The organism is Micromonospora sp. NPDC049044, from assembly GCF_040649215.1.
In the GTDB taxonomy this organism is placed as follows: Bacteria; Actinomycetota; Actinomycetes; order Mycobacteriales; family Micromonosporaceae; genus Micromonospora.
Genome location: NZ_JBEZFA010000035.1, coordinates 29,307 through 48,640 on the forward strand (window position 1 = coordinate 29,307; position 19,334 = coordinate 48,640).

Below are 19,334 nucleotides of genomic sequence, written 5' to 3' on the forward strand. Positions count from 1 at the left end.
GGTCAGAACCAGTCCGGCCGCATGTCGAGCGTGGTGCGGTCCCGGCTCTCCAGCAGGTCGAACTGCGGCCCGGTGCGGGGCAGCTCGACGGTGAAGAAGTAGCGGGCGGCCTGCCGCTTACCGGCGTGGAACGCCTCGCCGGTGCCCTCCGGCGGCAACGCCAGCACCTGCTCCAGCCACATCCACGCGATCACCACGTGCCCGACGGCCTCCAGGTAGGCGGTGGCGTTGGCCAGCGCGAGCTCCGGGTCACCGTCGGCCCAGAGCCGGGCGGTGACCGAGGTGATCCGGTCCACCGAGGCGGCCAGCCGGTCCGCCAGGTCGGCCGCCTCGCCGCCGGCCTTCCGGCCCCGCTCGACGGTGTCGCCGATCGTCGCGGTCAGCACGGCGAGACCGGCGCCGCCCTGCATGGTCATCTTGCGGCCCAGCAGGTCCAACGCCTGGATGCCGTGGGTGCCTTCGTGAATCGGGTTGAGCCGGTTGTCCCGGTAGTGCTGCTCCACGTCGTGATCGCGGGTGTACCCGGCGCCGCCGAGCACCTGGATCGCCAGGTCGTTGGCGGTCAGGCACCACTGCGACGGCCAACTCTTGGTGATCGGGGTGAGCACGTCCAGCAGCAGATGCGATCGCTCGCGGTCCGCCGCGACGGGGGCGGTCCGCTGCTCGTCGAGCAGCCGCGCGCAGTAGAGCACCAGCGCCAGCGCCCCCTCCACGTAGCTCTTCTGCGCCAGCAGCATCCGTCGTACGTCGGGGTGGTCGATGATCGGCACCTGCGGCGCGGCCGGGTCCTTCGCGCCGACCGGCCGCCCCTGCGGCCGTTCCCGGGCGTACGCCAGGCTCTTGAGATAGCCGGTGTAACCCAGCGCGGTGGCGCCGGCCCCGACCCCGATCCGGGCCTCGTTCATCATGTGGAACATCTGGGCCAGGCCCTGGTGCGGCGCACCGACCAGGTGGCCGACCGCACCGGCGCGACCGCCCGGGGTGTGCGCGCCGTCGCCGAAGTTGAGCAGGGCGTTGGTGGTGCCCCGGAAACCCATCTTGTGGTTGAGCCCGGCCAACACGACGTCATTGCGGTCACCGAGTGAACCGTCCCGGCCGACCAGCACCTTGGGCACGATGAACAGCGAGATGCCCTTCACGCCGGGCGGGGCGCCAGGGATCCGCGCCAGCACCAGGTGGACGATGTTCTCGACCAGCTCATGATCACCACCGGAGATCCACATCTTGGTGCCGAAGAGCCGGTACGTGCCGTCCGCCTGGGGCTCCGCCCGGGTGGTGATGTCGGCGAGTGAACTGCCGGCGTGCGGCTCGGACAGGCACATGGTGCCGAAGAACCGGCCGTCGAGCATCGGCCGGACGTAGGTGTCCACCTGCTCGACGCTGCCGTGCGCCAGCAGCAGGTTGGCGTTGCCCAGGGTGAGGAACGGGTACGCGGAGGTGGCCACGTTCGCCGCCTGGAACCAGGTGAAGCAGGCCGCCGCGACGGCGTGCGGCAGTTGCAGGCCGCCGACCGAGGCGTCCAGCCCGGCGGTGAGCAGGCCCGTCTCGGCGAAACTGTCGAGCGCCACCTGGACCTGCGGGATCAGCCGCACCCGCTGCCCGTCGAAGGTGGGCTCGGCGAGGTCGGCGGCCCGATTGTGCGGGGCGAACTGCTCGGTGGCCACCCGTTCGGCGAGGTCCAGTGCGTCGTCGATCGTCTCCCGGGAGTGCTCCGCGTAGCGGGGACGCTCGACGAGTTGGGACACCCGCAGCCAGTCGTGCAGCAGGAAGTCGAGGTCGCGGCGGGAGAGCAGGGTGGACGGCACGGAAACTCCTCAGCGGGCTCGGGGTGGGAGTGTCCAGGACGACGGCCCACTGTCGCCCCGGCTCATCCTGACCGATCGTGGGGGCGGGCACCACAGGCGCGGGCGGCGTCGAGCGAGCGGAATGCGTCACACCGGTCGGCTGGGGGGTCGCCGCACCCGGAGATGTCCCGTCCGGGGTCCTCGGCCGGCTGTGCCCGAGATCCCGCCGCGCCGGCGACGCTGGACGGTTTCGTCCGGCCTGCGCCGGGGATACCGCGCCGGATGGCCGGATCCGTCGGCCGTCGGCGCGGACCGCAGGCACCGTCTGGCGGGTGAGGAGCGGGTCGATGTCCCCACTGTCCGGCGCGGAGGATCCCCGGTTGACCCCGGTGCTGAGCGAGGACCGGGTGTGCACGGGCGTGACGTCGCTGCGCGGGCGGCTCTTCCTGAGCTACCCGGCGGCGGACCGGCCGGGCGTACAGGTGGTCGAGGTGCTGCCGGACGGTCGCCGCGACCCGTATCCGGATCGCGCGTGGAATCGCGCCGATCGGTCGCCGGACAGCACCTTCGTGCACGTCAACAGCCTGCGCGCCGGCCCGGACGGCCGGTTGTGGATCGTCGACTCGGGTGCGCGGCAACTTGGCGACCGGCAGGTGCCCGGTGGCGCGCGGCTGATCGTGGTCGACCTGGACGCCGACCGCGTGGACCGGGTCTACCACCTTGCCGAGGCGGTGCACCCGACCAGCTATCTCGACGACGTGCGGTTCAACGGCCCGACGGCGTACCTCAGCGACGCGGGGGCGCCCGGTCTCGTCGTGCTGGACCTGGACTCGGGACGCTCCCGACGCGCGCTGGACGGGCATCCGAGCGCGGTGGGTGGGCCGCTGGTCGCCGACGGGCGGGTGGTGCGGGACGCGACAGGTGCCGAGGTACGCCTGCACATGGATCAACTGGAGGTGTCGCCGGACGGCCGGTGGCTCTACTACCAACCGGCCTCCGGCGGGATGTCCCGGATCGGCACCCGCTGGTTGGACGACCCGTCGGTGCCCGTCGAGGAGACGGCCGGGCGGGTCGAACCGTGGTGTGACACGCCCTGCACCGGGGGCACGGCGATCGACGCCGACGGGACCATCTACCTCAGCGACGTGGAACGACGACGCGTCCTCGCCCTCGCATCCGACGGCAGCGTGCGGACCCTCGTCGATGATCCCCGGCTGGTCTGGGTGGACGCGATGTGGCTCGATGCCGACGCCCGACTCTGGCTGCCTGCGGCACAGTTGCACCTGACCGCCGGGCTCAACGGCGGACAGTCGGCAGTGGACTATCCGGTGTGGATCTACCGGATGCCGGTCGATGTCGGGCCGCCCGCACGGGATCACAGCTGAGCGGTTTCCCGGCCCGGGGTCGGAGGGCGTACCAGGGCCGCCACCGGCACCCGCGGCTGGCGCCTGGCGCTCGGCCCGCCGCCGAAATATGCTGCCCCGCATGCACCGCAGCCGCGTCTACGCCCTGCTGATCGACACCCCCGAGGCGGAGGCCGCGCAGGCGGCCGAGTTCTGGTCGGCGGCGCTCGGCGTCGACACCCGCTCCGTTCCGGCCGAGCCGCAGTTCGTCGGCCTGCACGAGGCGCTGCCGGGGCTGGTGACGGCCGTGCAGGCGGTGGACGACGCGCCGCGCTATCACCTCGACATCGAGACCGACGACGTGGCGGCCGAGACCGCCCGGCTGCTCGACCTGGGTGCCATCGAGGTGTCGCGGTGGTTGGAGTGCCGGATCCTGCGGGCCCCCGGTGGGCATCTGCTGTGTGTGCTGCCGGTGGCGAGCCCACCGGAGCTTTTCGCGGCGCAGGCCCGCACCTGGCCCTGAGCCGCCGGCTGTCACAGGGCGGCGCTACGGTCCCGACCATGGCTGATTTCGTGTTGGTTGCCGGGGCGTGGCTGGGGTCGTGGGCATGGGACGAGGTGGTGCCGCCGTTGCGGGCGGCCGGGCACGGCACCTACCCGCTGACCCTCTCCGGCCTCGCCGAGCGACAGGGCGTGGCCGCCGGCCAGCAGACCCACGTACGGGACATCGTCGACGAGATCGAGCACCGGGACCTGCGCGACGTGGTGCTGGTCGGGCACAGCTACTCCGGCATTCCGGTGGGTCAGGCCGCCGAGCGGATCGGCGACCGGCTGACCCGGGTGGTCTTCGTCGACGCGGAGGTGCCTGTCGACGGCGGGTCGTTCGCGTCCGGTTGGTGGCAGGGTCAGCCGGCGTTCGACGCGCTGCTCGCCGGCAACGGCGGCTCCTGGGCGCCGCTGGGTGTGGCTGACCTCGCTGGTCAGGGGCTCAGCGACGAGCAGGCGACCCGGCTGGCCGAGGGCTCCACCGCGCACCCGGGCGCCACGCTCACCGAGCCGGCCGTGCTGACCCGCCCGCTGGGCGAGCTGCCGACGACGTACCTCAAATGCCTGCTCGACGGGCCGGAGCCCAACGACACGGTGGCTGAGCTGCTGACCAGTGACCGCTGGCGGCTGGTCACGATGGCGACAGGTCACTGGCCGATGTTCTCCCAACCCACCGAGCTGGCGCAGATACTGCTGGCGGAGGCCGCCTGACCTGCCCGACCCGGGCCCGTTGCGGCGGCGTGCGGCCGGAGCGGGCCCAGCTCGACGTGGGGCGTCAGGCAGGTCGGGCCGTGGGGTCGTCGAGGGTCCTGATGTGACGCACCGGCGACGCGACCAGCCAGAGCACGGCGAGCACACCACCCAGGCCGGCGACGACAAGGGTGGGCCGCAGCCCGATGGTGGTGCCCAACGCGCCACCGACAAGCGCGCCGAGCGGCCGGATGCCGTAGTTGACGGCGCTGTACGCACCGGCGCGGCGTCCCCGCGCGTCGTCGGGTGTCACGGCGGCCAGGAGGGCGTTGAGGTTGACGTCCATCAGCATCACCCCGACGCTGGAGACCAACTCGATGGCCGCCAGGGCTGCCACCTTCGTCGCGGTCGGCCCGGACACCAGAGCGGTCAGTGCCAGCGGCGCGGGAAAGAGCACCGCGCCGATCATCGCGGTACGCCCCAGTCCGATGGCGCGCGAGATCCGTGGGGCGAGCGCCGCCCCCGCGAGCCCGCCGACCGCCCCGAATCCGATGGAGAGGCCTATCGCGCCAGCCGACAGGTCGAGTTCGCGGCTGGCGTAGAGCACCAGCAGGGCGCTCGCGATGAAGGTGAAGAAGTTGACGGTGCTGGTGCAACCGAGGGCGGCCCGCAGCACCGGGTGCCGCAGCACCAGCACGAGCCCCTCGCGGACCAGGTCGAGGGTGGACGTGCGGCGCGGCGGCGGCGGTGGCTCGGTCACCGGGATGCGGCTGAGCAGCAGCGCGGAGCCGAGGAAGGAGACCGCGTCGACGACGATCGCTACCGGCGCGCTCAGCGCCTGGACCAGCCCACCACCGACGGCCGGACCGGCGATGAACGAGAGCGAGCGGCTCATGCTCAGCTTGCTGTTCGCGTCCACGTACGCCGATCGCGGCACCAGGGCCACGAAGAACGCCTGGCGTGCCATGGCGAACAGTACGGCCCCGGCCCCGGTGAGCAGTGCCACCAGGTAGAGCTGGGTGAGGGTGAGCGCGCCGAGCAGGTAGAACACCGGCAGGCTGAGCAGCACCCCGGCGCGGATCAGGTCCGCGATGATCAGGAGTCGCCGTTTGTGGGTGCGCTGGTCCACCCAGGCGCCCAGGAACAGTCCCAACAGGTTGGGCAGCCAGATCAACGCGGTCAGGACGCTCACCTGCAGTGGCGTCGCGGCGAGCAGGCTGACGGCGATCAGCGGCAGGGCCAGTTCGCTGATCCGATCACCGAAATCGGAGATCGTCTGACCGATCCAGAAGGTGCGGAACCGCCGGTCGCGATGCAGGGCCGGCGGGGGCACGGTGCCGGTGGCGTTCACGGTGCCGGCGCCGCTCACGACGTGGCCGGGTCGTCGCCGGGCTCGGCCGGGGCGTCGTCGCTCGGCTCGGGCAGGAGATAGCGCAGCATCCGGACGATCCGCGCGCCGTCCGGCGCGGGGCCCTCCTTGCGTCGCACGTACGGAGCGATCAGCTCCTCGATCGACTCCTCGAGCTGTCGCAGCTCGTCGGCTGTTGCCACGAACCGGGTGTCGGCCATGCCGGCCAGCGCCCGCCACTCGGAGTCCAGCCGGGGTTCCTCGCGCAGCAGCCACTGCTGGGGCGCGTCGGCGTTGCGGGCGAACATCTCGCCGCGCAGCTGTTGGCTGGCCGTCTGCCCTTCGACACTGTCGGGCACTGTGAAGCGGAAGCCCCGGGCGACCGCCTGCCACCAACGTTCCCGTTTGCTGGTGGCGCCATCCCAGTCGCTGACCAGGCCGAACGTCGCGAGATGGCGCAGGTGCCAGCTGACCACCGACGGAGTGGCGCCGACGTGCGGCGACAGCCCGGTCGCGGTGGCCGGGCCGTGCCGCTGAAGGTGTTCGAGGATCGCCAGCCGCACCGGATGGGCGAGCGCCCGCAACGCCTGCGGCTCGGTGATCTCGAAATCCCCGTACGGATTCTTGAGAGACATCTTTCGAAAGTAGTCTCTCAGATAAAGTCCGGCAACCCCGGTCCGTACCGGATCGCGTGCCGGTCAGGCGATGCCCAACCGCGCCAACGGTTCGACAAGCTCCCGCTCCTCGTAGCTCAGGTGCGACAGCAGGGCGTCGGTCAGCAGATCCACCGCCGCCCGCAACTCCGCGAGACCGTCCGGAGACCCGACGTACGCGACAAGAGCTCGGTCGACGCCCTCCAACACGTCGTGGATGACGTGGTGCTCCTGCTCCAGCCGGTCGACGACCGGTCCGAGTCGCGGGTCACGCGCCCGCAACCGGGGAAAGAACGACTGGTCCTCGATGGTGTGGTGGGTGGTGACGATCCGGCAGTACGACTCGCAGTAGACGCCGAGCGTCCAGCGGTTCTGTCGCATGGTCATGGTGTTGATGTGGGACCGGGCCGCACCGGCGTCGATCTCGCCGGCCGCCACCTGCTCGATCAGATCGTGAATCTGGGCCAACTCGGCACGCAGGCCGTCGTGGATCTGCACCAGGTGCGCCCCGGTGGCCTGCTCGTGCGGCGTGTAGGTGCGGTCCGGGTCGGGCGCGGGCCCGCTCGGTCGGGTCGACTCGTCCCAGACCTGCTGCTCACTGCGCCGTACGCCGTCGTCCGGGGTCGGCACCACGGCGAACGCACCCCCGGTCACTGTCGCCCGGCTCGGTCGCGCCGCCGACTCCGGCGCACGCACCGCACGCTCCGGCTCCGGCGCACGGCCCTCGCGCTCCGGCGCGTGCTCCAGTTTCGGCGCGGCACCGCGATCACGCTCGGCCGCGACCAGCTCGCGAACCGCCGGAGCCACCTCGCCGGCGAACCGGCGCAGGTCGTCGGGATCGTCGCTGCCGAGGATGAAGGTGCTCACCCCCTCCCCCAGCGCCAGCTCGGCCAGTTCCCGCGCCCACTGCGCGGCAGGCCCGTTCAGGGACCCGCTTGCGGCGGCCGAGAACCGCCCCGAGATGTTGAGCAGCCGCCGCACGTCCTGCGGTGACCTGCCGGCCTCCCGCGCGGCGTCGTCGATTGTCGCGTTACCCCTGGCCAGGTCACCCGGCTGGAGATAGCCGAGCGACGGCAGCCAACCATCGGCCCGGCGACCGGTGAGCTGGAGCATCCGGGGCTTGTACGCGCCCAACCAGATCGGCACCGCGTGGGCCGGTGCCGGCCCGCGCTTGGCGCCGCGCACCCGGTAGAACTCACCATCGACGCGCACGCCGCCCCGCGTCTCGGCGTCCCAGAGCTGGCGGATGACCTCGATGGCCTCCTCCAACGCGCGTACGCCCTGGCCCGGGGTCAGGCGTCGGCCGCCCATCGCCTCGATGGCCTCCCAGAACGCTCCCGCGCCGAGGCCGAGAGCGACCCGGCCGCCGCTGAGCAGGTCCAGGCTTGCCACGCTGCGGGCGAGCACCGCCGGTGGCCGCAGTGGCAGGTTCGTCACGTTCGCCGCCACCTGCACGCGGCTGGTCCGGGCCGCGACGAAGCTGAGCAGGGTCCAGGTGTCGAGGAACGCGGGCTGGTACGGGTGGTCCTGGAAGGTGACCAGGTCCAGCCCGACCTGCTCGGTCAGGACGGCCAGGCCGACAGTGGCGGCCGGGTTGTCACCGCTGGGGGTGACGAACGAGCCGAAGACCAGGTCATGGCCGTAGTCGCTCATGGGCGAGCCTCCCGATTCACGCGACGCCTCGAACGATGCGCCATGACCACGACCTTATGTCATACAGAACATCTTCTGCCAACAAGGTCTTCGTCACTGCGCTATTGTCGGGGGATGACGGGTGCCCCACACCGGCCGGACCGGCCCGATCCGCTCGACGACGACCTGGGCTGGATGCTCGGGATCGTCTTCCGTGGCTACGTCCGGGCGGCCGAGCACGCGCTCACCGACTTTCCCGGTGGCCCACGCGGCTACCAGGTGCTCACCGCAGCGATCAACGGGCCAGCCCGAAACCAGGGTGCGATAGCGGAGGAGCTCGGCATCGACCGCACCGTGCTCACGTATCTGATCGACGACCTGGAACGGCCCGGGTTCGTCGCCCGGCGGGCGGACCCGGCAGACCGGCGCAACCGGCTCGTCGACGTCACCGACGTCGGCCGCACCGCCTGGGAGCAACGGCGTCTGGCGCTGCGGCGCGTCGAATCGCACCTGTTGGGGGCGCTCACGCCGACCGAGTCGGCGACGCTGCGGGCACTGCTGCAGCGGGTCGCCTGCTCCGCCCAGGCGATGGACCCGTTGCGCGACCTCTGCGAGGTGGTGTCGCAGGTGCAACCCGCGCCGGCGCCGGACCAGACCGGCCCACCGGCCGGGCGCGGCGGCCGGAGCGCCGCTGCCCGGGGCCGTCGCCGCAGCACCGACTGACCGCCGCGCGGTGGCCAGCGCCGTAGGGCGACGTGTCCGGTTCGGACCAGCCGCGACGACGGCCCGCCGGACGAAAACGCGACGCGGGCCCGCCCGGCTCCACCGACGTGGTACGTCGAGCGCAGCCGGACGGGCCCGCCGTGCCGCTGCCGGATGGGGTCAGCGCACCTGCACGAACACCGGGTTCGAGTAGAACCACAGGTCGTCCCACGGGCTCTCCAGCCCGTCGGCGAGCGGCTCGGCCTCGTCGGTGCTGGTGCCGCGCACCCGCGCGTAGGTGTCGGCCTCGACGTTGCGCAGCGTGTGCCGGATGACGTAGTCCTCGCCCTGTCGACGCCAGTCGCGCGGGCCGAACCGGGCCACCACCTTGGTGGTGGGGTTGGTGTCGGCGTCCAGGTTGGCGCTCGGGCCGGTGATCTGACCGACGATCAGGTCGACCCGACGGACCTCGGGGCGGTCCCCGTGCGCGTTCACGCCGCCCAACGGACGGAACGTGATCTCGATCTCGACATCGGTACGGCTGCGGCGGCTGACCGTGATGGTCTCGCCCACCTCGGCGGTCTTGCCCTGGGACCTGGCGGTGACGTCGAGGCTGCGGATCAGGTCACCGGTGGTGACCCAGATCCGGCCGTTACGCAGACCGTCCATGATGTCGCCGTAGTCCTGGCGGGCGTGCACGTAGGTCTTGCTGTACTCGCCCGGCCAGAAGTCGGAGCCGCCGCGGGTCCAGTGCACGTGCGAGTCCGAGGTCGCGGTGATCCACCAGCGCCGCCCCTCACCGAGGAGCGAGTCCCAGAGTCCGCCGACCCGGGCGGTCATCTGGTCGAACCCACCGTAGGTCGGGTGGTTGCCGTACCCGCCGCGCTTGCCGCCGTTGAGCGGGCCCGCCTGGTGGCCGGGTGCGCCCTCGAAGCCGATGTAGACATCCGGCGCCGCGTCGTTGCCGTTGCGGAACTCGCGCGGGGTGTCCTGGCCGTAGACGCCGAGACCGGGCGCCGACCGGGACGCGTGGTGGGCGATCACCAGTGGCTTGTGCGGCATGCCCCGGGCGACCTTGAGGAACTCCACCATCTTGGCCTCGGTGTCCCGCGCCGGCTCGGTGGGGAACGCGTCGTACTTCGCGAACCGGCTCTCCAGCTCGAAGAGCTGCTTCGCCTCGTCGTCGTGGCGCGGGATCATCAGCGTGTGGTGGTCCAGCGAGGGCGCGTCGAACTCCATCCCCCAGAACTGGAGCACCTCGGGCACCAACTTGCGGGACCGCAGCAGGTCGGGGTACGCCTGCTCGATGTTCACCTTGGAGTGCGTCGGTCCACCGTGGTCGGTGCACATCGCCCAGGTCAGGCCGAAGTTCTTCGCCATGATGGCGTTGGTGACGATCGGGTAGACCGCGTCCGCGCCCTTGTGGAAGACGATCGGGCTCTTCGTGGTGTCGAACTCGCCGCTGTACTCGGAGTGGACGTGGTGGTCACCAGCACGCCACGCCCGGTTCTTGGAGTTGCCCCGGTCGCCCGTCTCGCCAGCCGGCCGACGGTCCTCGTCGGCCCAGGCCGCACTGGCGCCGACGAGCGGGCTGGCCGCTGCCAGCGTCGCGCCGACGCCCGCGTACTTGACCAGCTTGCGCCGGGACAGCTGTGCGTGTTCGGTCTCTTCGGGTTGCTTGTCTCGCACTGCGGGCCTCTCCTCGATCAAGCGAATGCTCTTTCGATCGAGAAGCCTCGGAGAGGGTGGTGAACACCCGTCGTACGGTGTGCGTGCCTGCCATGAACACCTCGCCCTGAGCTGCCGAAACCGCCGGCCGCGCGCAGCAGCGGGTCACGTCGCGACCGCGCCGGGTGCCCGACTGCCCGAACTCCCCCGGCACTGCTGAGCAACGGCTCGGCGGTCCCGTAGTCGACGAGCCGGGGCGGTCAGCTCGGTGGCCGGCCGACCCAGCCGGACCGCGGATCACCACCGATCTGCGATACCGATTGATGTCCGCCCGCCCGGCGCTCGCGGTGGACCTCCGATGCGGACGGTCGCCGCCGGACGGCTGCCGGTCAGATCCGGGCGCGGGGCAGCCAACCGAGGAACCGAAGCCGGACCCGGGGCAGCGGCACGGTGGGCAGATCCTGGGCGGCGGCGACGAGGCAGGAGCCCAGATAGACAGCGAGGGCGGTACGCGCTCCGCCGAACTCGGCGAGCAACTGGCTCTGTTTCGTGGCGCAGGGCCACTCGCGACCGCAGCCGGTGCAGGTCCAGCTCGGTGGGTTGGGGAGGTGCTCCGGCAGCTTCGCGCGACGATACCGGCCGACGACGCTGTTGTCCGCGCGCACGTCGCGTCGGCGCGGTATCGGGCGTCCGTTGCGGGAGGCGGTCGGGCGGGCGCCCGGTAGGTAACGCCCGACGGTGCCGAGCAGCACGCCCACCCGGATCAGGGCGTCCGGCCCGACGTGGTGGGCCAGCAGCGCGGTCATCAGGTAGTGCCCCAGCAGGTCGAACGCCTCGCGGCTGAGCCCAAGGTCACGGCAGAGGTCGACGAAGTCCGGTGTGGTCAGCGGCACACGGTTGTCAAGTGCGCGGCGCAGCACCTCGCGCAGATCGGTGCCGAGTCGTTGCACCGCGTCGCTCTCACCCAGCCCCAGGCTGTCCTCGTCCACCACCCGGGCCAGCGCCTCCGCCACGGCCAGTCGAACGACGCGGTCAGGATCAGTACTGTCCAAGGTGCACCCCTCTCGTAGGCCGATCATCCGGCGGCGGCCCGATCGCCCCGCAGCGCCGGAGAAATCATGAACAAGATTTCGCTGCCGCCCACGACCATGGCTAGGACAGCGGACGCAGAACCCGCCGGCCGGTTAGCCGGAAAGCGAAGTCGACTGCCGACACGCTGCGTTGATTGGCATGAGCGCCGACAGCGATTGTCGTATGGTGACATTCCCATCAACGAATATTGCACACTGAAGCCTCCGCACCAGCCAGTCCCGTCAGCACGCCCCATCGACAGGTCGCTGCCGTCCCGCTCGCGACGTTCCACCTCACTGCACCGCCGGCCATTGCCGTGCCGAGCCACCGCGGAACACCTCAGCACGTCGCGACCTGGCCGCCGGCACCAGTTCACCCTCCCGGCGGCTCCTCCACCGGACGGAGACAGCGGATGACGTCATCACCAGTGCAGACCCGACACTTCGACAGCCGTGACCCAGTGGCCATTCACGAGTTCCTGTCCACGACGTACGACCCGAAGCTGCGCCTGGACAGCAGGAAGAGATTCCGACTGGCCCATCACCGCGTCGACGCCGGCCCCTTCGCCATCGCGACCACCCGGCAGACCGGGCACCTCGACATCAGCGCCACCGAGCTTCGCGGACTGGTCCTCGGGTGCACCCGCACCGCCCGCGTCGATCGCGGCTGCGCCGGATCCGCCAACCGGTTCAACCCCGGCGAGGTCTTCCTCGTCACCAAGCCGGAGGAGCCCTGCACCGTACGCTGGCATCCTGGCGAGGTGGAGCTCTGCGTGCTGGATCTGGCGGTGCTGGAGCAGGTGGCCACCACCGCGCCGGCCCGACGACCCGGTCGGATCCGATTCACCGACCTGGGTCCCGCCGACGAGGCGCTCGCCCGGCAGTGGCGCAGCACCATCAGTTTCGTCAGCGACGTCGTGCTGAACAACCCGACCGCCAGCGCGCAACCGCTGGTGATCGGCAACGCCGCGCGAATGCTCGCCGCGGCGGCGCTCACCGTCTTCCCGAACACAGCGTTCACCGAACCGACCGTCGCCGACCGACACGACGCCAGCACCGCCACGCTGCGACGGGCGATCAGCTTCATGGAGGACCACGCCGACCGGGACATCAGCGCGGCCGACATCGCCGCCGCGGCCGGTGTCTCGTTGCGGGCGGTGCAGTTGGCCTTCCGCCGTCATCGCGGCACCACCCCGATGGCGTTCCTGCGTCGGATCCGGCTCGCTCGGGCACACCACGACCTGCTGCGCGCCGACCCGCGCCAGGAGACCGTCTCGGCGATCGCCAGCCGGTGGGGGTTCGCCAGCCACAGCAGGTTCACCGCCCGCTATCACGCCAGCTATGGCGTGCCGCCCCGGGAGACGCTGCATGCCTGAGGCGCGCAGGGGCCGGCCGGCCCCAAGGCGGGACCACGTCGACAGGTCCCGGCCACAACCGCGAACCTAGAGCAGCCATCCGCGTCGTGGGTCGGCTGCCGCTGCCGGTACGTCGATCAGGTCAGCCCGTCCCGGTGGACTCCGTGGGCAGCAGACCGCGCAGCAGACCACGCAGGGTCCGCTCGACGAGGTCACCCCGAGGTGCCGGCCCGGGAGGCCTACCGAACGCCGCGACCAGGTGCGGGTACGCCGTGAGGTCGATCCCGTCGAAGCTGAGCCCCCCGACGGCGGCCTCGCGACGGGCGAAGAGGCTCACCACGCCGGTCATCATCGCGATCGCCTCGAACTTCGCCGCGACGGGACAGCGAACCGGCTCCAGGATTCGCAGACAGTTGTCGAACCAGGCGAGACTCTCGGGGCCGGCCCCGGACGGCCGGTGGATCACGTCGAGCAGCCACGGGTGGGTGCCGAACAGCGCCAACTGCCGGCGACCCAGCAGCACCATCGTGTCCAACCAGTCGCCGCGCGCCTGCGGGTACGGCCGCAACTCCCCCACCGCCCGGTCGGTCATCAGGTCGAGCAGGTCGTCGCGGGAGGACAGGTACCGGTAGAGCGAACCGGCTCCGGTGCCGAGTGCGCCGGCCACCGCGCGCATCGACACCGCCGCCAGCCCTTCGGCGTCGGCCAGGGCGATGGCGGCCCCGACGATGGCGTCCCGACTGTGTGCCGGCGTGGGGCCGCGGGTGCCGCGTTCGGGCCTGCTCCAGATCGACTGCCGGTCGGGGCCGGCACCGGCGGGTGCGTCACTCACCGATCTACTGTAAACTGCAAACGTCGTTCGCAGTTGTTGTCGGCGTCGGAAAGGGTGGGCCGCGCATGGAGCAGGTCAGGGCACGAGACGGCGCGACGATCGTGCTGCACTCGACGGGGACGGGGCCGGGGATCGTCGTGGTGCACGGCGGCGGCACGACGATCGACGTCTACCGGCGGCTGGCCCGGGCGCTCGCCGACCGGTTCACCGTGCACCTCTACAACCGACGAGGGCGGGCCGACGCGCCACCGAGGTCGATGCCCTACACGGTGGACCAGGAGGTCGACGACCTCGCCGCGGTGCTGGAGCACACCGGCGCCGGCAACGTCATCGGCCACAGCAGCGGGGGCTTCCTGGTGCTCGAAGCCGCACTCCGACTGCCGATCGACCGGCTCGCCCTCTACGACGCCGCGATCTCGATCGACGGCAGCTTCCCGTCGGCGTGGTTGCCGTCCGCGCGGACGGCGGCGCAGGCCGGTGACACCGCCCGGGCTCTCGCCATCACGACCGCCGGGATCAACCCGCACATGGCGGCGGGACGACTCCCGTTCGGCGTCCGGACCGCGATCATCCGCGCCTTCCTGCGTACCCCGATCGGGCGGACCATGGGCGAGCTGCTACCGAGCACGTTGGACGAGACCGCCCTGATCCTGGCGCACGACGGCCCGGCCACCCGGTGGGCCGGCGTGACCGCCGAGGTGCTGCTGGCCTGCGGCGCAGACGGCCCGCCGCACTACGTGGACCAGAACGCCGCGCTCGCCCGCGCCCTGCCGCGCGCCCGGACGCTCACGGTGGCGCGCAGCGGCCACGACGCCATCAACCGGGCACACCCGAGGATCACCGACCCGCTCGCCGACTTCTTCGCCGCGCCGGTGACACCGGAGCGGACGAGCCACTCCTGACCGGCCGCGTGGCCCGCCCACCTTCATTGATCTTGGCTAGGGTGGTGGGCATGCCCGCACACCCTCCGCACCGCCACCACGACGGCCGGCGGTGTGCCCCCGCCACAGCCCTCGCGCGCCCGATCGAGCCGGCCGACTGGTGAGCGCGGCGCCCGTGCCCGCCCAGCGTGGTGTGCCGGCCACACCCCCGCCGCACCGTTCCGGATGGGTCGCCCGCTGCGCCCGACTCTCCCGATCACGCCCCTTCGAGATCGCCATCGTCGTGGTCATCCTCGCCAACGGCATCGTGCTCGGCCTGGAGACGTACGACGACCTCAGCCCGGCGGGCGCGGCACTGCACTGGCTGGAGGTGTGCTTCCGCGTCGTCTTCGTCGTCGAGATCGGCATCCGACTGGCGGCCTACGGCACGCGTCCGCAGGACTTCTTCCGGCACGGCTGGAACGTCTTCGACTTCGTGGTGATCGCAGCGATCTTCATACCGAGCCTGCACGGTGACCCGGCGCTGCTCCGCGTCGTACGGGTCGCCCGCATGGTCCGGTTGGTCCGGTTCTCGCCGGGCCTACGGACCATCGTCTCCGCGTTGTGGCGCAGCCTGCCGGGCGTCACCGGTTTTCTTGCCCTGGCCGTGGTGACGCTCTACGTGTACGGCATGGCCGGCTGGCTGATCTTCGGCAACAGGTATCCGGCGGAGTACGGCGACATCGGCCGGTCGCTGCTCACCCTGTTCGTGTTGCTGTCGTTGGAGACGCTGCCGGACCTCATCGAGCAGGGCATGGCCATCTCGCCGTGGACGCTGCTGTACTACGTCAGCTACGTGGTCATCACCGTCAACCTGCTGCTCAACATCCTCATCGCGGTCATCGTCAACTCGATGGAGGAGGCACGCCGATTGGAGATGACCGAGCGGCTGGCTCCCGACTACGACGAGGACGGCGACGGCGTGCCGGACGAGGTGGACCGCATCGCGCTCACCCAGCGGCTGGACGACCTGCGGGCGGTCATCGCCGAGTTGGAGCGGGAGCTACGCATCGACCGGGACGACGGGCACGGCCGGTCCCACCGGGGCGACACCCGCACCAGACGGTGACGCTCGCGCCAGGCGTTCACGGCGGCCCCACCCGGGCTTCGGGGTGAGCGATCCCCGGGCGGGCCGTGGCCCGCCCGGGGTCGAAATGTGGCGGCTCAGCGACCGTTTGTCACTGACCGAGCAGGGTCCGGATCTGCTGCGCGTAGCCGGCCACCGTGAAGTCGGGGCCGACGGAGTCCACCAGGATCAGGTCGTTGATGGTGTGGTTGACGCGCAGCGGCAGGAGCGCCTGGTACTCGGCGGACTCGTACCAGGCCTTCGCGGTCTGCGCGTCCGGGAACTCGATCAGGACGGCCGAACCCTCCCAGGAACCCTCGATGACCTGCACCGGGGCGTCCAGGACGAGCCACTTGCCGCCGTACGCCCTGGTGGTGGCCTCCACCTGCTCCAGGTAACGCAGGGACTCCTCGGTCGGCACTCCACCGGGGATACGCAGGTGGTTGATCAGGTACGTGCTCATGTCTCACTCCTGTGGGGTGATGGTTGCCCGGTCGAATGCGTACGACCGGTCGTCTTATATTGGGTAGGTGCTGCGCCAAATGGACAACACGCATGGTTACCGGTGGGAGCTGGCGCGGATCAGGTCAGAATCCGGGTCCTGGTGATCGCCAAGAACTCCCTGACGGCCGCCGGGTCACCTGACGCCTTCGCCCGCGCCGCCGCACCCTCGTAGCTGGACACGACGAAGCCGGCGAGATCCCGGGCTGGTTCGGCTCCATGCAGCTCACCGGCTGCACGCGCCTGCTCGATCGCCGTGGCGAGGGCGGCGACCCAGCGACCGAAGCCGGCGTCGACAGCGTCGCGCAGAACACCGCTGTGGGCCGGGATCTCGGTGGCGAAGTTGCCGAGCAGGCAGCCGCGATCACCCATGGTGTCACTCAGGCCGGTGATGTAGTGGAGATGGTTGGTGATCCGCTCAAGCGGGGTGCCGCCCTGCTTCTCGTCGAGCATCTCCAGCCTCATCGCCGTGGAGTATCTCGCCACCGAGTCGAGGGCGAGGTCCTCCTTGCTGGCGAAGTGGTTGTAGAAGGTGCCCTTTGGTGCTCCGGCGGCGGCGACGATGTCCTGCACGCTCGTGCCGTTGTAGCCGCGCAGGTGAAACAGGTCCAGCGCGGCGTCGGACAGCCGTTGCCGCGTCCCGGCGGAGGCCTGCGACTTCGGTCGTGGCATAGCGGCGCTCCTTCCGGTCGGGCTTCGGCTGGCTGACACCCAAACAATATGACCAGTCGTCTCGGAATGCCAATCCTGTGACCACAGTCATCCCGCAGTACGGTGGAGCGGCCATGAACCGGGATTTCAGCGCGATTCGCCAGGAGCTGCTGCGGCTGCGCGAGCAGACCGAGGCGCAGGCCACCGCCCTGAACGGCGACCTGCGGAGCCTCTTCGAGGCGTCCCGGTCGTCAAACGCCGACGACGAGCACGACCCCGAGGGCAGCACTATCGCCTTCGAACGTGCCCAGCTCAGCGCCGTCCTGGACGCGGCCCGCCGACGCCTGGCCGAGCTGGACGTCGCGCTGCGGCGGGTCGACGACGGCAGCTACGGCGTGTGCGAACGCTGTGGCGGCCCGATTCCCGCCGAACGCCTCACCGCCCGCCCGTCGGCCCGAACGTGTGTGGCCTGCGCCAGCCGACGGTGACGGTGGAGGTGCTCGTCCACGGGCCTGGTGTCGCACCAAGCTGCATCAGCTCGGGCAGCAGCCACCGGCGGACACGGCGTCGAGGGGGATCAGGCTGATCGGCGCGGACAGCAATCCACCGGAGAGACCGGTGGAGAGGCCGCGCCCGGCCGACCCGGAGGCCGGCGCCGGGCCGCAGCAGTCGTCGCCGCTCGCCGAGTCGACGGGGTTGCTGGTGCACACGCCGGTCTCCGGCAGGTCGAGGTGGACGTCGCGGGCGGCAGCCCAATCCCCGGCGAGGGCGGCGACCACGGAGCGGACCTGCTCGTAGCCGGTGGCCAGCAGAAACGTCGGCGCCCGGCCGTAGGACTTCATGCCGACGGCGTAGTAGCCGCTCTCCGGGTGGGCGAGCTCGTCCACCCCGTGCGGTGGCACGGTGCCGCAGGAGTGCTCGTTGGGGTCGATAAGGGGGGCCAGGGCACGGGTGGCGCCCAGGACCGGGTCCAGGTCGAGGCGCAACTCAGCGGCGATCGAGTGGTCCGGCCGGAAGCCGGTGGCGGCGGCGACGCGGTCGACGGTGATCGACTCATCGGCACCGTCGGCGGCCCGCACGACGACGCGCACCCGGCCGGCGGTCGGGGTGAGCGCATGCACGGAGAACCCGGTGAGCAGCCGGATGCGCCCGGCCTCGACGTGCGCGCGCAGCCGCGAACCGAGCGCCCCGCGCGCCGGGAGCGCGTCCGCCACCCCACCACCGTAGGTGCGTGCCGCGGAGGCGCTCCGGATCGCCCAGGTCACCTCGGTACCGGGCTCGACGGCGGACAACTCCGCCAGCGACAGCAGGGTGTTCGCTGCCGAGTGACCGGCGCCCACGACAAGGGTGTGCCGGCCGACGAACCGGTCGCGGTCGGCACCGAGCACATCCGGCAGGGCGTGCTCCAGGTACGCGGTCACGTCGGCCTCACCCCGCGCCGGCAGGCCGGACGCGCCGAGGACGTTGGGCGTACCCCAGGTGCCGGAGGCGTCGATGACGGCGCGGGCGAGCAGTTCGTCACCGCCGGCGAGGCGGAGCAGGAACGGCGTGGTGTCGCGTCCGGCGGTACGGGTCCGGTCGAGGCCGAGACGGCTGATCGCCTCGACGCGTGCCCCGTACCTGATGTGTGGGGCGAGCTGTGGCAACTCCGCGAGGGGCTGGAGGTAGTCGGCGACCAACTCCGCGCCGGTCGGCAGGGCCTCCGGCTCCGGGGCGGCCCAACCGGCCTCGTCGAGGAGTCGACGGGCGGCCGGGTCGATGTCGTACCGCCACGGCGAGAAGACGCGCACGTGCCCCCACTGTCGGACGGCGGCACCCGGGGCGTCGCCGGCTTCGAGGACGACGAAGGTCAGGCCACGCTCGTGCAGGTGCGCGGCGGCGGCGAGGCCGATCGGGCCGGCGCCGATGACGACGACGGGAAGGCGGTCCAGGGTGCTCATCCGTTGACTCCTCGCTGTGGTGGCCGGCCTGGCCGGCCGTCAGGTGATGGTGGGGCTGCGACGTTCCAACAGGACGACGTCACGCCAGCGGTCGTGGTGGCGACCAACCCGTTCGCGTACGCCGATCACGCGGAACCCGGCCCGGCGGTGCAGCGCCAAGCTGGCGGTGTTCTCCGGGAAGATCCCGGACTGGATGGTCCAGATGCCGGCGGCCTCGGTGGAGGTGATCAACGCGTCCAGCAGATGCCGGGCGACGCCACGACCCCGGGCGGCCGGGTCCACGTAGACGGAGTGTTCGACCACACCGGCGTAGACGGCGCGGGTCGAGGTCGGCGAGACGGCGACCCAGCCGAGGACCGCGTCGTCGCCGTTGACGGCCACCAGGCGGTGCGCGCGCAGGCGCGCGGCGTCGAAGGCCGCCCAGGTCGGCGCGGTGATCTCGAAGCTGGCGTTGCCGTCGTCGAGACCGGCCTGGTAGATCGCCAGAACCTGATCGGCGTCGGCGTCGGTCATGGGTCGTACGGTGCTGTCGGCCATCGGCAGGTTTCCCTCCGCATGAGATCGGGCGCCTGTCTCGACGTCCGTCAAAACAGACAGTCGCACGCTGATTAGACAGATGTCAACCTAGAGCAA

The 19,334-nt window shown here is 71.4% G+C and carries 19 protein-coding genes; 8 read left to right on the forward strand and 11 right to left on the reverse strand.

What is annotated here, in order from left to right:
* Window positions 1–2: 2 nt before the first annotated feature.
* Complete coding sequence (locus AB0B85_RS25405; protein WP_357411402.1) at window positions 3–1,805, reverse strand: acyl-CoA dehydrogenase; 1,803 nt, start codon at window positions 1,803–1,805, stop codon at window positions 3–5.
* Between the two features lie 326 nt (window positions 1,806–2,131).
* Between AB0B85_RS25405 and AB0B85_RS25410 the strand changes: the two genes are divergently transcribed.
* From AB0B85_RS25410 to AB0B85_RS25420, 3 genes are all read left to right on the forward strand, one after another.
* Entirely contained in the window at window positions 2,132–3,169 is a 1,038-nt protein-coding gene (locus tag AB0B85_RS25410; protein ID WP_357411404.1) for an L-dopachrome tautomerase-related protein, read from the forward strand.
* Between the two features lie 100 nt (window positions 3,170–3,269).
* Window positions 3,270–3,650: a VOC family protein gene (locus AB0B85_RS25415; protein WP_357411406.1), complete on the forward strand. Its 381-nt coding sequence runs from the start codon at window positions 3,270–3,272 to the stop codon at window positions 3,648–3,650.
* Window positions 3,651–3,688: 38 nt separating this feature from the next.
* Window positions 3,689–4,384 carry an alpha/beta hydrolase gene (locus AB0B85_RS25420; RefSeq protein WP_357411408.1) on the forward strand — a complete coding sequence of 232 codons (696 nt, stop codon included), beginning with the start codon at window positions 3,689–3,691 and terminating at the stop codon, window positions 4,382–4,384.
* A 64-nt stretch (window positions 4,385–4,448) separates the two neighbouring features.
* Here AB0B85_RS25420 and AB0B85_RS25425 read toward each other — a convergent pair whose 3' ends face one another.
* The 3 genes from AB0B85_RS25425 to AB0B85_RS25435 all read right to left on the reverse strand — a co-directional run bounded on the left by AB0B85_RS25425 (window position 4,449) and on the right by AB0B85_RS25435 (window position 8,017).
* Complete coding sequence (locus AB0B85_RS25425; RefSeq protein WP_357411410.1) at window positions 4,449–5,732, reverse strand: MFS transporter; 1,284 nt, start codon at window positions 5,730–5,732, stop codon at window positions 4,449–4,451.
* Window positions 5,729–6,346: a helix-turn-helix domain-containing protein gene (locus AB0B85_RS25430; RefSeq protein WP_357411412.1), complete on the reverse strand. Its 618-nt coding sequence runs from the start codon at window positions 6,344–6,346 to the stop codon at window positions 5,729–5,731. Before AB0B85_RS25430 ends, AB0B85_RS25425 begins: the two co-directional genes overlap by 4 nt.
* A 63-nt stretch (window positions 6,347–6,409) precedes the next feature.
* Window positions 6,410–8,017 (reverse strand): LLM class flavin-dependent oxidoreductase, encoded by a 1,608-nt coding sequence (locus AB0B85_RS25435; RefSeq protein ID WP_357411415.1) that lies wholly within the window; start codon window positions 8,015–8,017, stop codon window positions 6,410–6,412.
* A 114-nt stretch (window positions 8,018–8,131) separates the two neighbouring features.
* Here AB0B85_RS25435 and AB0B85_RS25440 point away from each other — a divergent pair, with 114 nt between their 5' ends.
* Window positions 8,132–8,719, forward strand: coding sequence for a MarR family winged helix-turn-helix transcriptional regulator (locus AB0B85_RS25440; protein WP_357411417.1), 588 nt, complete (start codon window positions 8,132–8,134; stop codon window positions 8,717–8,719).
* 159 nt (window positions 8,720–8,878) lie between these two features.
* Here AB0B85_RS25440 and AB0B85_RS25445 read toward each other — a convergent pair whose 3' ends face one another.
* Window positions 8,879–10,387 carry a phosphoesterase gene (locus tag AB0B85_RS25445; protein ID WP_357411419.1) on the reverse strand — a complete coding sequence of 503 codons (1,509 nt, stop codon included), beginning with the start codon at window positions 10,385–10,387 and terminating at the stop codon, window positions 8,879–8,881.
* A gap of 368 nt (window positions 10,388–10,755) precedes the next feature.
* Window positions 10,756–11,418, reverse strand: coding sequence for a hypothetical protein (locus AB0B85_RS25450; protein WP_357411421.1), 663 nt, complete (start codon window positions 11,416–11,418; stop codon window positions 10,756–10,758).
* 431 nt (window positions 11,419–11,849) lie between these two features.
* Between AB0B85_RS25450 and AB0B85_RS25455 the strand changes: the two genes are divergently transcribed.
* Window positions 11,850–12,812 carry an AraC family transcriptional regulator gene (locus AB0B85_RS25455; RefSeq protein ID WP_357411423.1) on the forward strand — a complete coding sequence of 321 codons (963 nt, stop codon included), beginning with the start codon at window positions 11,850–11,852 and terminating at the stop codon, window positions 12,810–12,812.
* Window positions 12,813–12,933: 121 nt separating this feature from the next.
* Here AB0B85_RS25455 and AB0B85_RS25460 read toward each other — a convergent pair whose 3' ends face one another.
* Complete coding sequence (locus AB0B85_RS25460; RefSeq protein WP_357411425.1) at window positions 12,934–13,623, reverse strand: helix-turn-helix domain-containing protein; 690 nt, start codon at window positions 13,621–13,623, stop codon at window positions 12,934–12,936.
* Between the two features lie 65 nt (window positions 13,624–13,688).
* On the opposite strand from AB0B85_RS25460, the gene AB0B85_RS25465 reads away from it, so the two are divergent.
* Both AB0B85_RS25465 and AB0B85_RS25470 read left to right on the forward strand, forming a co-directional pair.
* The gene (locus tag AB0B85_RS25465) at window positions 13,689–14,525 is read left to right on the forward strand and encodes an alpha/beta hydrolase (RefSeq protein WP_357411427.1); all 837 of its coding nucleotides are present in this window, start codon (window positions 13,689–13,691) and stop codon (window positions 14,523–14,525) included.
* 139 nt (window positions 14,526–14,664) lie between these two features.
* Entirely contained in the window at window positions 14,665–15,612 is a 948-nt protein-coding gene (locus tag AB0B85_RS25470; protein ID WP_357411430.1) for an ion transporter, read from the forward strand.
* A gap of 109 nt (window positions 15,613–15,721) precedes the next feature.
* Here AB0B85_RS25470 and AB0B85_RS25475 read toward each other — a convergent pair whose 3' ends face one another.
* Both AB0B85_RS25475 and AB0B85_RS25480 read right to left on the reverse strand, forming a co-directional pair.
* On the reverse strand, window positions 15,722–16,072 hold the full coding sequence (locus tag AB0B85_RS25475; RefSeq protein WP_357411432.1) for a DUF1330 domain-containing protein: 351 nt from the start codon (window positions 16,070–16,072) through the stop codon (window positions 15,722–15,724).
* 119 nt (window positions 16,073–16,191) lie between these two features.
* A complete protein-coding gene (locus AB0B85_RS25480; protein WP_357411434.1) occupies window positions 16,192–16,782 on the reverse strand; it encodes a TetR/AcrR family transcriptional regulator in 591 nt (196 codons plus the stop codon).
* Between the two features lie 113 nt (window positions 16,783–16,895).
* Here AB0B85_RS25480 and AB0B85_RS25485 point away from each other — a divergent pair, with 113 nt between their 5' ends.
* Entirely contained in the window at window positions 16,896–17,249 is a 354-nt protein-coding gene (locus tag AB0B85_RS25485) for a TraR/DksA C4-type zinc finger protein (RefSeq protein WP_357411436.1), read from the forward strand.
* Between the two features lie 45 nt (window positions 17,250–17,294).
* Here AB0B85_RS25485 and AB0B85_RS25490 read toward each other — a convergent pair whose 3' ends face one another.
* Both AB0B85_RS25490 and AB0B85_RS25495 read right to left on the reverse strand, forming a co-directional pair.
* The gene (locus AB0B85_RS25490) at window positions 17,295–18,701 is read right to left on the reverse strand and encodes an FAD-dependent oxidoreductase (RefSeq protein ID WP_357411438.1); all 1,407 of its coding nucleotides are present in this window, start codon (window positions 18,699–18,701) and stop codon (window positions 17,295–17,297) included.
* A 39-nt stretch (window positions 18,702–18,740) separates the two neighbouring features.
* The gene (locus AB0B85_RS25495; RefSeq protein ID WP_357411440.1) at window positions 18,741–19,238 is read right to left on the reverse strand and encodes an N-acetyltransferase family protein; all 498 of its coding nucleotides are present in this window, start codon (window positions 19,236–19,238) and stop codon (window positions 18,741–18,743) included.
* Window positions 19,239–19,334: the final 96 nt, after the last annotated feature.

Coding starts and splice junctions, on each gene's coding strand:
- AB0B85_RS25410 (WP_357411404.1), top strand. CDS start 2,132: ATGTCCCCACTGTCCGGCGCGGAGGATCCCCGGTTGACCCCGGTGCTG.
- AB0B85_RS25415 (WP_357411406.1), top strand. CDS start 3,270: ATGCACCGCAGCCGCGTCTACGCCCTGCTGATCGACACCCCCGAGGCG.
- AB0B85_RS25420 (WP_357411408.1), top strand. CDS start 3,689: ATGGCTGATTTCGTGTTGGTTGCCGGGGCGTGGCTGGGGTCGTGGGCA.
- AB0B85_RS25430 (WP_357411412.1), bottom strand. CDS start 6,346: ATGTCTCTCAAGAATCCGTACGGGGATTTCGAGATCACCGAGCCGCAG.
- AB0B85_RS25435 (WP_357411415.1), bottom strand. CDS start 8,017: ATGAGCGACTACGGCCATGACCTGGTCTTCGGCTCGTTCGTCACCCCC.
- AB0B85_RS25440 (WP_357411417.1), top strand. CDS start 8,132: ATGACGGGTGCCCCACACCGGCCGGACCGGCCCGATCCGCTCGACGAC.
- AB0B85_RS25455 (WP_357411423.1), top strand. CDS start 11,850: ATGACGTCATCACCAGTGCAGACCCGACACTTCGACAGCCGTGACCCA.
- AB0B85_RS25465 (WP_357411427.1), top strand. CDS start 13,689: ATGGAGCAGGTCAGGGCACGAGACGGCGCGACGATCGTGCTGCACTCG.
- AB0B85_RS25475 (WP_357411432.1), bottom strand. CDS start 16,072: ATGAGCACGTACCTGATCAACCACCTGCGTATCCCCGGTGGAGTGCCG.
- AB0B85_RS25480 (WP_357411434.1), bottom strand. CDS start 16,782: ATGCCACGACCGAAGTCGCAGGCCTCCGCCGGGACGCGGCAACGGCTG.
- AB0B85_RS25485 (WP_357411436.1), top strand. CDS start 16,896: ATGAACCGGGATTTCAGCGCGATTCGCCAGGAGCTGCTGCGGCTGCGC.
- AB0B85_RS25490 (WP_357411438.1), bottom strand. CDS start 18,701: ATGAGCACCCTGGACCGCCTTCCCGTCGTCGTCATCGGCGCCGGCCCG.
- AB0B85_RS25495 (WP_357411440.1), bottom strand. CDS start 19,238: ATGGCCGACAGCACCGTACGACCCATGACCGACGCCGACGCCGATCAG.